General features: G+C 35.5%; 8 protein-coding genes and 2 pseudogenes. 8 read left to right on the forward strand and 2 right to left on the reverse strand.

The features are described 5' to 3' along the window. Positions 1-892 precede the first annotated feature (892 nt). The 7 genes and pseudogenes from ACP6PM_RS07825 (at position 893) to ACP6PM_RS07855 (ending at position 10226) form a co-directional block, all read left to right on the forward strand. On the forward strand, positions 893-1846 hold the full coding sequence (locus tag ACP6PM_RS07825; RefSeq protein ID WP_426583406.1) for a substrate-binding domain-containing protein: 954 nt from the start codon (positions 893-895) through the stop codon (positions 1844-1846). Further along, positions 1843-4134 (forward strand): ATP-binding protein, encoded by a 2292-nt coding sequence (locus ACP6PM_RS07830; protein ID WP_426583408.1) that lies wholly within the window; start codon positions 1843-1845, stop codon positions 4132-4134. The genes ACP6PM_RS07825 and ACP6PM_RS07830 overlap by 4 nt, the downstream gene beginning before the upstream one ends. A 272-nt stretch (positions 4135-4406) precedes the next feature. Next, positions 4407-4781: pseudogene (locus ACP6PM_RS07835) on the forward strand (response regulator); the annotation flags it as partial. Continuing rightward, positions 4758-5717, forward strand: a complete 960-nt coding sequence (locus tag ACP6PM_RS07840) for a sensor histidine kinase (RefSeq protein WP_426583491.1) — start codon at positions 4758-4760, stop codon at positions 5715-5717. The pseudogene ACP6PM_RS07835 and the gene ACP6PM_RS07840, both read left to right, overlap by 24 nt. 2008 nt (positions 5718-7725) lie before the next feature. Continuing rightward, positions 7726-8466 carry a phycocyanobilin:ferredoxin oxidoreductase gene (locus ACP6PM_RS07845; protein WP_426583410.1) on the forward strand — a complete coding sequence of 247 codons (741 nt, stop codon included), beginning with the start codon at positions 7726-7728 and terminating at the stop codon, positions 8464-8466. 492 nt (positions 8467-8958) lie between these two features. Continuing rightward, a pseudogene (locus ACP6PM_RS07850) lies at positions 8959-9179 on the forward strand (IS1 family transposase); the annotation flags it as partial. 801 nt (positions 9180-9980) lie between these two features. Then, the gene (locus ACP6PM_RS07855; RefSeq protein WP_426583412.1) at positions 9981-10226 is read left to right on the forward strand and encodes a hypothetical protein; all 246 of its coding nucleotides are present in this window, start codon (positions 9981-9983) and stop codon (positions 10224-10226) included. A gap of 280 nt (positions 10227-10506) precedes the next feature. On the opposite strand, the gene ACP6PM_RS07860 is transcribed toward ACP6PM_RS07855, so the two are convergent. Then, positions 10507-11409, reverse strand: coding sequence for a hypothetical protein (locus ACP6PM_RS07860; RefSeq protein ID WP_426583414.1), 903 nt, complete (start codon positions 11407-11409; stop codon positions 10507-10509). Between the two features lie 1136 nt (positions 11410-12545). On the opposite strand from ACP6PM_RS07860, the gene ACP6PM_RS07865 reads away from it, so the two are divergent. Then, on the forward strand, positions 12546-14582 hold the full coding sequence (locus ACP6PM_RS07865) for a DNA polymerase III subunit gamma/tau (RefSeq protein ID WP_426583416.1): 2037 nt from the start codon (positions 12546-12548) through the stop codon (positions 14580-14582). Between the two features lie 347 nt (positions 14583-14929). Here the strand turns inward: ACP6PM_RS07865 and ccmS are convergent, their stop codons facing one another. Then, positions 14930-15358: a beta-carboxysome assembly chaperone CcmS gene (gene ccmS, locus ACP6PM_RS07870; protein WP_426583417.1), complete on the reverse strand. Its 429-nt coding sequence runs from the start codon at positions 15356-15358 to the stop codon at positions 14930-14932. Positions 15359-15545 lie beyond the last annotated feature (187 nt).

A 15545-nucleotide genomic window follows, 5' to 3' on the forward strand; every position in this document is an offset into this window, starting at 1 on the left:
TGCTGCTAAAAGCTCTGGGTCTTCTTAAGATTTGTTTTACAAACAGTCTCTAATTTTTTCAGTAAGGCAATATGAAATATGGTAGTGGTGTACAAGTAGTGATATCCTAAAAAAAGTCAAGTAGTTAATTGAATACAATTTTTTTGAAACTAATAAATCATGGTACTTTCTGTTCCCTGTTTCCAGTTAACTGTTCCCTACCTCTAATATTATGTTCGGTTAAATAGTTATATATAATTAAAGTTCGTAGTATAGCTCTCAGCCCTATCTACAGTTCGGGCTGAGAGCTATACTACAAACAAAAAATTTATTATAAGTGATTATCCGCAATTCGTAGCTCCCCCGGAGGGGGCACATGATATAATTACTAGATCTACAGGACTACCTGAAATATAAATGTTTCTTAGCTTATACCAAGCTTCAAAAAAGTATGTTACCAAATAATAATAAGACTTAAAATAATTGCTATTATATCATATTATAATAATTAGTAATCAAAAAAAAATTTATTTTTATACTTTCTTTTTTCCTTCTTCCCTCCTGACTCCTCCCTCGTTATTTATAACTATTTAAACGGACATGATATTTAGATATATCTTTGACTAAGAAACTAAAATAAACCCTAATAAATGATATTCTAATATATTCATTCTGACTTCTAAAAACACCCTAAATATTTGTAGCAAACATTGATCAAATTGCTCTTACCCTTAAGATTAATTTTATAGATATTCCTGTGCAAATATTCTACTCTATTCGAGTCCCTTGGGACATAGTGACATTTTATTATGCTGGTCTACTTAAACCAAGAATAGCGTATAATATATTAAAAGTATCCTATTGAAAAGACTCAGTTTTCAGAGTTTCCAGAATTATCAAAGAGGTTGTATTGATGAAGTTTATTTTGTGGCCAAAACATCGCTTTCTCAGATATTCCCTGGTATTTTGCTTACTTTTATGTATTAGCGGCATTGCTATTAGTTGTACTTCAACTTCTTCTAATGAATCTTCTGAAGGTGAAAAAATTTCCTCTCCTAATCCCCCTATTAGTAAGCCTTTACAGGTAGCGGTGCTTCCTTGGCAAAGCCCCGAAAAGCAGCAAGAAAAATTACAACCTTTAGCTGAATATCTAGAAACTATTCTCAAACGTCCGGTTAATTTCCAAATCACGAAAAATTACGCAGAAGCAGTTGATTTGATTGTTAAAGAAGAGGTAGATATGGCATATTTAGCTGCTCTTACCTATATCAAAGCTAATGAACGCAATCCTAATATCAAACCGTTGGTTATACCCATAGATAGAGTGAGTGGCCGACCTTGGTATACTAGCGTAATTATTGCTAATACTACCAAAAATATTAAAACTCTACAAGATTTAAAAGGTAAACGGTTTGCTTTTGTTAGTCCATCTTCTACCTCTGGGTTCCTGATACCCATGAATAGCTTGGAAACTGCGGATATCGATCCCACAAGAGATTTTTCTAAAATTCGCTACTCTGGCAGTCACGATAAAGCAACAGAAGATTTAGTAGATGGTGTGGTAGATGCAGTCACTAACGATAAGGAATCTTTCCTGCGGAGTCAAAAATCAGGAAAACTTGATGCTAATTACAAAATTATCTGGGAGTCAAACCCCATACCTGCCCCCCCCATAGTTATCAATACCAAGAAGTTCGCCCCCGAAGCGATCGAGCAACTGCAAGAAGCATTGATAGATGCTCCGGTAGGTGTTGTAGATGTAAGTGGTACTGAATCTGCTGGTTATACCTTAGCTAAAGATTCTGACTTTGAGGAAATACGACAAATCTACACCCGTCTGAAGTCTATGACAGTACCCGAAAAATGAAGATTCTGACTAAATTTATCGCTTCGACAGCAATTTCTGTGGGATTAGTAGCTGCTTTACTCGGAGGTAGTACACTCCTGATTACACGGATAGAAAAATCCATAGACCAAACCCGCAATCATACCAATCAAGCAGTTCGTAAAAGTCAACAACTTAAGCTTTCTCTAGAAAAGCAAACTTCCACACTGAAAGACTATCTTTTGCTTAATCGCAGTGCTGTTTATATGAACATCTATCAGCAAGAGATGTCAAAATTTTTGACCAATTTGGAAGAGATTAAACAGTTAATACCAGAATCTAAAAAACCAGAAGTTATAGGTCGTCGTCATGAATTTCTTGTCCGCTTAGTGAATAATATTATACAAGATAAAAATTATTCTACTTCTCGGATCAAGCAAGATGTCAAAGCTATCAACTCATTCGAGGATGATATTCTCTTTTTCCTTAACTCCTTGGTGGAGGAAGTACGGCAAAAAGATGCTGTTAGTCAAGAAGTTGCGATGCAATTTAAGCGAAATGCAACTATTGTTACCTACTGTTTAATTGGGGTAGTGTTGCTGATTTTCATTGGTCAGTTTTCCCTAACACTGTTACCAGTAATTCGCTCGATTCAAACCCTGCAAATTGGTGCAACAAAATTAGGTATGGGGGATTTAAGTTATCGTTTGGATATTCAGACTGGTGATGAAATTGAGAAATTAGCCCAAGAATTTAATCAAATGGCAGTTAAATTAGCTGCATCTTACTGTTCATTGGAAAAGAAGCGACAAGCTGCTGATGCTGCTAATCAGGCCAAAAGCGAATTTTTAGCTAATATGAGTCACGAACTCCGTACCCCCCTCAATGGAATTCTAGGTTATACTGAAATCCTCAATCGTTCCCAGACCTGGGGAGAAAAAGAAAAAAAAGGAATTAAGATTATTCACCAGTGTGGTTCCCATTTACTCACACTGATTAATGACATCCTGGATATCTCCAAAATTGAAGCCCGCAAACTAGAATTGCAACCACAACCGATTCATTTACCATCTTTTCTCCCAGGAATTGGGGAAATTATTCGCCTTCGGACGGAAAAAAAAGGTGTTAATTTTGTTTACCTACCAGATACCAATTTACCAGAAGGTATTTTAACCGATCCTAAAAGATTACGTCAGGTATTGATTAATTTATTAGGAAATGCTGCTAAATTTACACAAAAGGGTAAAGTGACATTTAGGGTAAAGGTAATTGATTCTATGGCAGTACAAAAACAAACTGAAGATCAAATACCTGAAGATAAAGTCAGACTCCGTTTCCAGATTAAGGATACAGGAATTGGCATGAGTCCAGATTCTTTAGAAAAAATTTTTCAACCCTTTGAACAAGTTGGTGAGGGGAAACGATACGCTGAAGGAACTGGATTAGGACTTGCTATTACTCATAATATTCTCAGTCTGATGGGTAGCGAGATTCAAGTTAGAAGTGAATTAGGAGTGGGCAGCACTTTTACCTTTGAAGTCGATTTTCCTCTAGCGCAAGAGTGGCAGCATAAAGTTATGACTAACACCGAAAAGCAATTAATTGGTTATGAAGGGGAGTCGCAAACTTTGTTAGTTGTCGATGATAAGTGGGAAAACCGCTCAGTAATTGTCGGGTTACTGGAACCACTAAAATTTAATGTGATTGAAGCAGAAAATGGGGAAGATGGTTTGAATAAGGCTAATCAGTTGCAGCCAAACTTAATTATTACTGATTTAATGATGCCAGTCATGGATGGATATACCTTTGTCAAGCAAATCAGAGAATCGGAAATACTTAAGGCGACTCCAGTGATTGTTTCTTCTGCATCTGTTTCCTCAATGGATAAACAGGAGAGTTTGGATGCTGGTGGCGATTCTTTCCTAGAGAAACCTGTAGCAGCAGATGAATTGTTTAAGCTACTACAAGAACATTTACAAATTACCTGGAAATATGAATCTATTCTTACTCCTGATGCTACTGAGTCACGACATCACCAAAATATTAGCAAAAGCAAAACAGAAACTACTAACACGGATATGGTATTACCCCCACTAGCAGACCTGGAAAACTTATTTCAACTTGCTCAACAAGGTAGATTAAAAAAGTTAGTAGCAGCAGCTCAAACTTTAGAACAAAAAAATCAAGATTATGCTACCTTTGTTGATCGTATTGTTCAGCAAGCTAAAGACTTTGAAATTAAAAAAATTACAATCTTTATTCAAGAATCTCTAGAAAAATCAAATAATAAAAAAGGAGTCAGGACTCAGGAGTCAGAAGTCAGGAGGTAGGAAGGAGTTTTTTCCTTAACTTTGGGTAGATTATAGGTATGATTTGCACTCTTAATTTTGGACTCAAAACTTACATTATGAGCAATTTAATACCTAAAATCAGCAACGCCAAAAAAAAGAATGCTACAAAAAGGAGGGTCTTGAACAAATATACTGAAAAATAGCTACTCCAATTTATTTTAGATAGTTATATCTATCTTCTTCCTGCTTCTGTAGGGACGTTGCATGCAACGTCCCTACCATTTGTAACAAACATTTATTAAATTAGTATTATGGATAATTCAGATTTAATTTTAGTAGTAGATGATACTCCTGCCAACTTAGCAGTTCTTTCAGAAGCCTTAAATGATGCTGACTTTGAAGTAGCGATCGCCACAGATGGTGAATTAGCTATTAGTCAAGCAGAATTAAGTTTACCCAGTTTGATTCTCCTTGATGTAATGATGCCTGGTATTGATGGTTTTGAAACTTGTCGCCGTCTCAAAGCTTCTAAGATCACTCAAAATATACCCATAATTTTTATGACAGCTCTTAGTGATTCCACTGATAAAGTCAAAGGTCTTAGTTTAGGAGCAGTTGATTATGTGACTAAACCATTTCAAGAAGCAGAATTAATTGCCCGCGTGAAAACACAGTTAAAATTATATCACCTCACGGAACACTTAGAACATCAAGTAGCCGAACGTACAGCAGAACTAAAGCAAGCTTTACATCAGGTGCAGCAGTCCCAAGTTCAGTTGGTGCAATCAGAAAAAATGGCTGCCCTAGGACAGTTAGTTGCAGGAGTTGCCCATGAAATTAATAACCCTCTTAATTTTATTTATGCCAACCTCACTCACATGGAGGAATATACCGAAATATTCTTAGATTTTCTGGAACTCTATCAAAAAAACTACCCTCATCCCGTTGATGAGATTCAAGAGCAAGCTGAAGATGTTGACCTAGAATTCGTCCAGTCAGACGTAATTAAAACGATCGCTTCTATGAAAATAGGTACCGAACGTATCCGAGAAATAGTATTGTCGCTGCGAAATTTTTCTCGTATAGATGAAGCTGAATTCAAAGCTGTCGATATTCACGAGGGTATTGAAAGCACCCTAATGATTTTGCAACATCGCTTCAAAGCTCAACCTAAACGTCCAGAGATTCAAATAATCCGAGAGTATGACAAACTACCTCCTATAGAATGCTATTCTGGCCAACTAAACCAAGTATTTATGAATATTCTGGCAAACGCCATTGAAGCTCTAGAAGAATCTAATGCGAAGCTTACATATCAACAAATTCAGGATAACCCGAATCAGATCGTAATTCGTACATCTGTAATTGATTCAAAATCTGTAGAAATTGCGATCGCAGATAATGGTTGTGGTATTCCAGAACATATTAGACAGAATATCTTTGACCCGTTTTTTACAACAAAACCTGTAGGTAAAGGAACGGGTATGGGTCTGTCCATCAGCTATAAAATCGTTATAGAAAAACATAAGGGTCAACTCAAGTGCTTTTCAGAAGTTGGACAGGGAACAAAGTTTGTGATTCAAATCCCCATCCATCAGTCAATTCATAGATTGATCTTCTGAATTCGCGGCATTAATTTAATCCGTTCTCAAAAATTATAATAATCAGTAAAATCTATGATTATCTAACCGTCTGTTTCTGTTACTAGTTCAAGCTATTATATCAAGTCTCATTAATTAGCCATAATAAATCAGCTACTTTTAGTCATCTTTAGATGAGTTCTGCTGTGCAGTCTAGAAATTTATTTCTTGGCGGATGAAAAAGAATCACTTGTTGAGGACTACCAAAAAACAACACCTAAGCCTTACTCACTGAGTGACTTCCTTCCATTTTTGGATGATATCTGGAGATGTACTAAGCCATTAATCTTAGTTACCTTGCTCCCTTTCTACCACTTAAGGAAGTATCAGTTTTCTATCTAGGTGTTGCTTTTGAGTATTTAACGAGACATATTTTCTTGGATTTAACAGAGTTGTAACCTCCTGAGTTGCTAAAATTATTTCCTCTATTTTACTAAATTTGAAATGGAGTGAAACTCAAACATAAATTTGAGAATTTTTTACTCCCAATACCATTCAAACTTGAGAAAATATTAGCCCCTAACAAAGGAGTTCCTGTTCTTTGAATCAGAAACATAACTAGACTTAGCAGTGTTGTTTTTTCCTCCTTATTTGTATGTTAACGGCTTAACCGAAAATCAAGGTTGATCCCAACCTTTCTCTTTCTCAACCAATACTTGTGCCTTTGGCATCCTTCTCGGAGTTTTACCTTCTTGCTAAGAAGATCGGGTTATGAATATTTGAAGCTTTACTGCTTCAATTACTAATCTAACATTTTTCCTAATTATTACAAGGAAACTTTACTAAACTTTACTTTTCAATTATTGACATGAAAAATTTGATTATTTTCAATTTAATATCACAATAATATTGTTGTTATTAAGCAATCTTTTTCATATAACAACACCCACCTATACTCACTACATTACTTCCTCTTTTCCTCTTCAGGTCTTGGAATTATACAGTCTTAAATTTACTGTAGTATTCCTGATATTATTAGTAGGAAGTATTCGCTTTTTAGATGGGTGTTATTGTGGTTTCGTATTGAGACAGACTTAAAATAGAACAGCTTTTTTTACCTCCTTAGCTGAGTGATTTCCTCTGTATGATTAAAGGTTAAATAGAGTTAGACTCTTTCAAAAATTTGAGTTCATTGCTCCCCTAAAACAATTTGAGGAAATATCAACCACAGTCGGTTGCTGTTGATGTCTGAACAGACAGATGAGCGATGGATTAAACAGTTTGTTTGTTACCTCCTTAGTTATCATTTCAACTCTTGTGCATCTGTCAAAGAAGTTTATTTACTTCTTCATATTTATAATTTAGCACTATTAATCAACTATGCAAGTTAATGTAATGAAACTTCACTTAATAACTGTTCAATACTTTTGATATTGTAAATATAGGTTAAATTTTAGTTGCATTTACCATATAATAAAAACTTCACTGAAATTCTTATTAGGAGATAATTTAGTATTTAGGAAAATATAATATCGACATAATATCGACTATGTTAAGAATTGAAAAAATTATAAATTAAACGACCATCATATGTTATGTAGCGATCGCAATATTCTCAATACAGGAAGCAACTTCTCGTTACTGTCAATGTTCATTTACTAGACATAGGCGTAAAAATAAACAAGCCTTTTATTTAACCATTGCAATTGACAGCAATAGAGTTGTCAAACTCACCCATGAAATAATTTTTCGTTTCTTTTTCCTAAAAATATCTTGCATGAGTGGCTCTTGCATGAGTGCATTCTGGAGCTGCTCGAGCCAAAAATCGATATCTTTATCTTTTTCACGCCTATGTCTACTGGATATAAATCATCAATTACCTTTAACTTGTGACTTTTTTATTTTGACTTTTGGCTTGTGACTTTAAGCTTGAATAATTGAGACACAATTGTGGGATTCTAATAATATATAAATTACTAATCAACAAATTATCTAAAATCTAAAAAAAGGTCAATATAACAAGACCCCAATTAAGTGGCCCATAACGAGAATGTTAAAAACATCAATTCCATCTATACGAGAACAACAAAATCCCTTAGTATGCCAACTAGCAGACACCATAGAAGCAGTTTGGCAACGCTACCTAGACCTAGAACCATATTACCTACCTGCGGAGCTAGGTTATGTAGAAGGCCGTCTGGAAGGGGAAAAACTAACAATTGAAAACAAATGCTATCAAACTCCCCAGTTCCGCAAGTTACATCTAGAACTAGCAAAAATAGGCCAAAACCTAGATATATTGCACTGTGTTATGTTTCCCAGAACAAGTTATGCCCTACCTATGTTTGGTACAGATTTAGTAGGGTCAAAAGGCCAAATAAGTGCAGCAGTAGTCGATCTATCACCCTTAAGCCAAGACAGAAAACTACCAGAAGTCTATAACTATCAACTTCAAACTTTACCAATAAAAGAATTTTCTCATCCTCGGGAACTCCCAAAATGGGGCGAAATATTTTCTGAATTTTGTCTATTTATACGACCAACTGGTTTAGAGGAAGAACAAAAATTCCTATCGATAGTGGAATCTTACCTAGAAATACATTGCCAGCAAGCGATCGCCCAAAAACCCGTTACTCGAGAACAACAAATTGAGATTCTCAAATCTCAACGCCATTATTCCACTCAACAGAGACAAAATGACAAAACTCGTCGAGTCCTGGAAAAAGCTTTTGGGTCAGAATGGACAGATGATTATTTAACCACTGTATTGTTTGACATCCCTGATTATTGATTAGATAGAAAATTACGAATAGTTTTTTTGATTAGAAGACAGCTAGAGTACAAGTGTGAGTTATATTCCAACTAATTGTAGTTGAGCGATGGTAACTCGCTCTAAAACTTGTTCTAATTGTGCTTTTGTTAAAGAGTATCTGTCTTGAGCGGGGCTTGTTTTGAGGTGTGAACATTGCGGATGACCGTTGCGGAGCAATCGCAACGCTAGCGCGAACGAGATTTGAATGCTAGCTTAAATCTAGCTTCGGCGCTCAGTTAGATCTCCGCTCCGCGTTCCACCTTTCGGGATCTTAGTTGCGTTACGCCAGTTTTGCGAAGCAACAGCAAACGACCGCGTGTGCTTGTGAACTGGATAACGCCGACGTTGCCAGGTAGAAGCAAGAATAGAACAGATAATTGTAGATTTTACAGATTATGGTACTATGGCAGACTATTTCGGGCGTGGCAATGTTACTTTTGAGTGAGCGATGGTAATCCAGTTTAGACCAAATTTATTCCGGTAGGAGATCGCATTGTTAGTAAGACTTATATGACTCGTGTAGAGAGAGAAAATACACGTTTACCTCATTATTTAGCTCGGTTACATCGCGCTCGCATTGTGCGCATTCCAAGTCTGTTGAAATGTTAAAGCACTCAATTCGGCTACTGATTCATTACCTTCTATTTCCCTATAATTCATCTTTTAATCTGACAATGCCTAAATTGATGTGAAAACAGTAATATAGTATGGTATTTGTTGTTAACCTAGAAATTATTCAATCCGCAGAAGATAGGAAATGCTACAAGTTTACCAATAATCATCACAGTTTCAAAGGCTCTTTTAGTTTGGATATTAACAATGTTGATCTGTTGTTTGTCGGGAGCGATCGCAATGTGTAAATTACAACAGGCTGACTCAGCAGATATTTTTTCAACTATGAGTATAGAGAGTAAGATTATTCCCAATATTTAAGTTTTAACTGTTATTATACCATTTGGATAAATATTTGCTACAAATTCCTGTTTCCTATCAATAAATTTTGATAACATTCTTTTTTCAAAATGGCATTACACATATAGCAATCCGCGCATTGATTGTGACAATTTTTATAATAGTTAATTTGAGCTGAAAACATGAGTAAATTCTGACTCGGTCCTCGGTCATCGTTCCTCCTAACTGCCACCAAAATATTACAACTTAAATAGGATTGCTATACCATTTACCACGACAAAAGTAAAATAAAAGAGGAATAGTATTTGCTTACTCACTTAAATTTTTTAAGAATATCACTACTTGTACACCAATATCGGCAATGAATTCAGCAGTAGGATTAGGAGAAAGAGTAGTAAGCTACCCTAATAATTTATCTGGCAGGCAAAAGTAAAGAGTGACGATTACTCATGCTAAGGTAAGTAAACCTAAGTTATACCATTTTACAGAATTCAGAATTCAGAATTATGAAGTTAGATTGGATAGGCTAAAAACTTTGACAAGAGAAAGGTTTGAGGCAATTATTTGACATTTAAAGTGAATTGGTATTAGTATTAGCAGATGAACCCACGGCTACTTTAGATAGTAAATCTAGTAGAAATATAGTTGAAATCATACAAAATTTAGCTATAAAAGAAAACACAACTATATTACTTGTCACCCAAGATTATTGCATTTTAAAAGGTCCCGTTAGGAATTGTTCAGATATAAGATGGCCGTCTGTTACCGAAAAATTCAGGTATAAAGCCTCTCCATTTATGGAGAAAAAAGAAAAAAATTTCTTTTAGGCAATCCTCTTCTTTATAAGAAGAGGTAATTATTAATTATTAATTATTAATTATTAATTATTAATTATTGAACCCAGGTATATTTAACAACAATTAAATAAATTAACTGAAAAAAATTAAATACCAGCAAGGAAATTAATACTGCTACACAGAAAAGAGGTAAAGATTTTTGAGTATAATAATTTTACTTTTCGCCAAAAGCATCCCTAATAAATTTCCAAACAGCTCAAAAGTCGGGCAGTACTACGCCATTTATTTATCGAGTTTTCTTCTTCCTTATTTAATTAATTATTTCTGAATTTGTGCCTCGTAATGTTAAACCTTTTGTTTTGCTTGTTTTGCTTGTTTTGCTTTTTGTCGATTGTTTTGTTCCCCCTCTAGAGAGATTTTTTTTACGTGCGGGTGGTTTTGGTGGTGGTGGTGGAGTAGCACTTTTAGCTGAAGGTCTGTTAGTACGAAATAGAACTCCATCATGAGATTGTTCTAGTACCAACAAAGGTGTTGGTTTAGCTTTTTGATCCCAATCAATATGTACAATTCGACCTTGAATTGTAGGAGTCCAATTATCATGGTCATCACTAGGACTAAGATAGGTTTCTAAACAATCAATTATTTGAATAATAGTTTGAGAAGTTGCCTGAGTTGGTAATTTTGTCAGTTTTATTGATACCCGAAATAATACTCTTTTTTTCATATCTTTACCGACTTCTCCGGTCTCATATTCCACTTCAAACATCGAATCAACTTGTCGCCCACTTGGATTGATTTTCTCTCCTGCTGCTACTGGAGTAGGGCGCAGTGCAACACTAATTTGTTGTTTAACTTTTACCTTAATTTGGTTAACAATAGCAAAGTGGAAAACTTCCTCTGCCATCCGCATTCTTAAGTAGTCTAAGTTAAAATCTCTTGAATGGATTAGGTCAGGATTTTTTTCCATTTTCGCTATGGTCCCTAGAGCTAATTTATACTTTTGCTGGAGGTCTTTATTTCTAAATTCTTCTACACTAAGTTTCTTATTAAATTGCTTCATTTTTGCTTGGTGAAATATACCCAAAATAATCACCAATACTAAGAGTAATCCAGATGCACCCATCCAAATATATTCTCCTTTTGGCAAATTTGGTTCTGGTGCTGGGGAGGCTTGGGCTAACTTTGGTTCCACAAAAATAATTGGTGTTAACATAGGCTCTACAGAGAATTTAACAATGAATTTACAGGGATTTAAGGTAAAAATCTAGGAGTTAATATTTTCAGAATAAATTCCTGATATTTATACTTGTAGGTAGTTGAGGCTATTGATTGGCCTAAAAATTATAGGTTGTTGAAAATAACCACAGCTATAGGTACAATATACACTCTTAGATAAGTTGACTTGATGGCCTTTCATTAATTGATAATGGATAATTACCTCTGGTTAAAACCATCAGATTTAATATAAGGAAATATTATTTCTTCTCTTGGTCGATTGGATATGGCGTTTAGCGTTCCGCACAACGCGCGTTAACGCTACGCGACATGAAAAGCGTTAGCGTTAGCGAAGCTCCTCTGCGCATAGGCAGCTCCTCTGTTAGCGCAGCTCCTCCGGAGGAGGCAAGAGGCAGCTCCTCTGGACTCTTCGGGAAACCTCGCCATCCCATCCTACTCCATGCTCCGCTTTCCGAGCGCTGTCTTGGTCGATTGGATATGGCGTTTAGCGTTCCGCACAACGCGCGTTAACGCTGCGCGACATGAAAAGCGTTCGCGGCTCTGCAAAGAGCGGCAGACCTCCCCATCCCATCCTGACGGAATGCTCAGCTTTCCGAGCGCTGTCTTGGTCGATTGGAGGCTCGCGAGGAGACCTCGCCATCCCATCCTGACGGAATGCTGCGCTTTCCGACCGCTTTTTCTCCTTAAAAGGAGAGGCTTTATACCTTTATTTTTCGGTAAGATATAAATTGATTGTGTAATCCTAAATAAGTCCTACAGTCTCGTCAAAATTAATACCCTAAAAATTGTCAGAAGTTTTAAGCAAGTTAATCAAAAAACAAAGACTACTAATACTACTTAGCTCAAAATTAGTTGATAATTTAATAACTATCATGTAAACTAGACCTGCATTAATTTGATTTGATCGTACAAAATTACCTGAGATATTTTCAATCTTTGAGCTACTATCTTATAATTTATAGATATACTGCTTAACATAAGTTCAATAAAATATACAAATTTTCAAATATTTCTTGAAATATATAAATATTTATACAGAATAAAATCTAGTAAAGTTGTATTAATTATCACTTGAGTTTAACTAAATATCCGAAATAATTCCTATTCCTAATTGTGGCCTACGAACCTCTCCATCATAAATATCGTCCTCAGACCTTCACAGACTTAGTGGGTCAAGACGCGATCGCCCAAACTCTCACTAATGCCATCCATACTCAACGAATTGCCCCAGCATATCTATTCACAGGACCCAGAGGCACAGGCAAAACCTCCAGCGCTCGGATTTTTGCCAAATCTCTCAATTGTCTTTTCCATGACCATCCGACACCAACTCCCTGTGGCAGTTGTGATGTTTGTGTAGGAATTACAAAAGGGTCAACTCTGGACGTGATAGAAATTGATGCTGCCAGCAACACTGGTGTGGACAACATTAGGGAATTAATTGAAAGATCCCAATTTGCACCTGTGCAGTGTCGGTATAAAGTATATGTGATAGATGAAGTCCATATGTTGTCTGTGTCCGCCTTCAATGCTTTGCTCAAAACTTTGGAGGAGCCACCAGAGCGAGTGGTATTTATCCTGGCAACCACAGACCCTCAGAGGGTATTAGCAACTATTATCTCCCGTTGCCAACGTTTTGACTTTCGCAGAATTCCTTTGGAGGCAATGGTGAAGCACTTACATCATATTGCTACTACCGAAAAAATTGATATTACAACTGAAGCAATACAGATGGTAGGTCAAATTGCTCAAGGTGGGTTACGAGATGCAGAGAGTTTGCTAGATCAGTTGAGTTTGTTAGCGGGTGAAATTACAGTTGAACGAGTTTGGGATCTGGTGGGGGCGGTACCGGAACGAGATTTGATGGTACTGCTAAAAGCGATCGCCTCTGATAATTCGACTCAGGTATTGGAATGTACTCGTCAAATTATGGATCGGGGTCGGGAACCAATTATTGTATTGCAAAATTTGGCAGCATTTTACCGAGATTTATTAATAGCAAAAACTGCACCAACAAGTGAGAATTTAGTAGCGTTGACAAAACCTACTTGGGAAGAACTTTGTCAATTTTCCCAAAAGTGGGAAATTAGCACTATTTTAGCTGGTCAAAAGCATTTACAAACATCGGAAGTACAAATTAAAAATACTACTCAACCTCGTTTATGGTTGGAGGTAACTTTATTAGGATTATTGCCTTCTGCATTGGCAACTTCAAGAGTAACAGTTGAAAATTTACCCCAACAACAAACAACTAGAGAAGTAAGTAAAAATATTCCGGTTCAAACTACACCAAAAACTTCACCGCAAGTAAAATCAAAACCATCTGTTTCTTTACCTCCAGAACCAAAAATATCGGAGGCAAAAGAAATTCCTGCTGCATCAAAAAGCGAGGAAAATGTAGTTAGTTCTGAAGCGGTTAATATTAATCCTGAAGAACAGAATTTAGAGGAAATTTGGCAACGAGTACTTGCCGAGATTAAACCAAGTATTCAACCTTTATTTCGTGACCATGGAAAGTTAATATTTTTTGATAATCAGATTGCTCGTGTCAGCATGATTACTCAACCTTTACAAATAATGGCAAATCAGAGAATTGCTCCTATAGAAGCTGCTTTTGAAAAAGTTTTGAATAAGCAAATCAAGGTAAAAATAGAGCTTGATAATCCTAGAAATAATAATTCTCCCCAAAATAGAAATACAAATTTTACAAATTCCACTAGAAAATACAATCAACAAACTCAACCTGATAGAGAACAAGAAACTTCTAATTCTGATGATGAAATTCCAGAAGATGAACCAGAAATTTCCCCACCATCCGCTCCGATAAACTCCCAGAAAGAAAACAAAATTATTCCACAGGTTCCTGTGTCTAAACCACAGTTGAATGATGTGGTGGAACAGGAAAAATATTCTGAAAGAGAAGGAAAGACTGTGGCGATCGCTACTCGTCGTATAGTTGATTTTTTTCAGGGAGAAATAGTAGATATAGAATTAATTAAATCGGCAGATAAAACTGATTTACCTGCAACATCTGAGTCTTTAGATTTATCTATTAATTCTCATATTTTTGAGTCTGAAAATAGTAATCTTGGTATAGATGAACCAGAAGAAAATGAAGAGATTGAGTTGGATGATGATGTTGAATTTTAACTAGCTATCAGCTTTTAGTCGCAAACTGGTAGTAGAATGACACAGCTAATTTTGTGTGTTAGATTTTCGGGCGGATTTATTTGATCTGATGTTTAAATTCGTTAATTTAATCTGGAACCCGCCCCTACTATTGCACCATTTTAGATGTGTAAGTCCAGTATACTTTTATTCTAACTCATTTTCTTCCTAAATTCTCTTAGCATTTTACTGCTGCCAATTGTGAATGCCTGGTTAATTAAATTAGGAATTAACTCTTACAAAATATGATTGGGTAAAATGATTTTTTTCTATTTTTTCCATTAATATAAATGCTTTATACCTTAATTATTTGGCAACCATTTCAGTTATCAGTTAATAGACTGGCTCATTCCTGTTTCTAATATTTTTAATAAAGCATCTACATTCTGACCTAATTGCTCAAAACAATTAGGTGGAGATATTTCTGGTTGAAAATAAACTAATTTAATTTGACCATCACCAATAGCAATCATTAATACTTCTAATTCTGGTTTATAACCATCTATCAAACCTAAAATTTCCTGAATTTTACCATCAACATTACGGTTTAATGTTTCTATAGCTGCTTTTGAACAATAAACAAATTTTGGTGTTTCTTTTAAATCAATTCCAATTGTTTCATCAGTTTCTCCCTTTTCTAAATTTAGCCCCCATGCTAAAGCAGCTAATTCTTTTTGATTAGCTTTCACAAATTTATCTAACTGATGTTGCCAATTATTTTTATTTTGATTTGTTGGATTGTTATTAAATTCCATCATAATTTATATCTAAAGTTAACCAGTGTTTAAGATAAGACTGTAATCAAACACTAAACATAAAATGCTATACCTGTTTAGATACTGTTTGTAGTTGCGCTTTAGCGCCGAGAAAAATCTGTTTAGTTAGAAGTAGGAACGAATGGCTATTTACCCCTATATTCTTGCTATTACTAAATTTAACAGTTTG

Origin of the sequence: Dapis brunnea BLCC-M229 (genome assembly GCF_050015995.1) — a bacterium.
In the GTDB taxonomy this organism is placed as follows: domain Bacteria; phylum Cyanobacteriota; class Cyanobacteriia; order Cyanobacteriales; family Microcoleaceae; genus Trichodesmium.

Bases quoted from the DNA above. Each gene is read 5' to 3' on its own strand.
- ACP6PM_RS07845 (WP_426583410.1), top strand. From the start codon at position 7,726: ATGTTAAAAACATCAATTCCATCTATACGAGAACAACAAAATCCCTTA.
- ACP6PM_RS07825 (WP_426583406.1), top strand. From the start codon at position 893: ATGAAGTTTATTTTGTGGCCAAAACATCGCTTTCTCAGATATTCCCTG.
- ACP6PM_RS07860 (WP_426583414.1), bottom strand. From the start codon at position 11,409: ATGTTAACACCAATTATTTTTGTGGAACCAAAGTTAGCCCAAGCCTCC.
- ACP6PM_RS07830 (WP_426583408.1), top strand. From the start codon at position 1,843: ATGAAGATTCTGACTAAATTTATCGCTTCGACAGCAATTTCTGTGGGA.
- ccmS (WP_426583417.1), bottom strand. From the start codon at position 15,358: ATGATGGAATTTAATAACAATCCAACAAATCAAAATAAAAATAATTGG.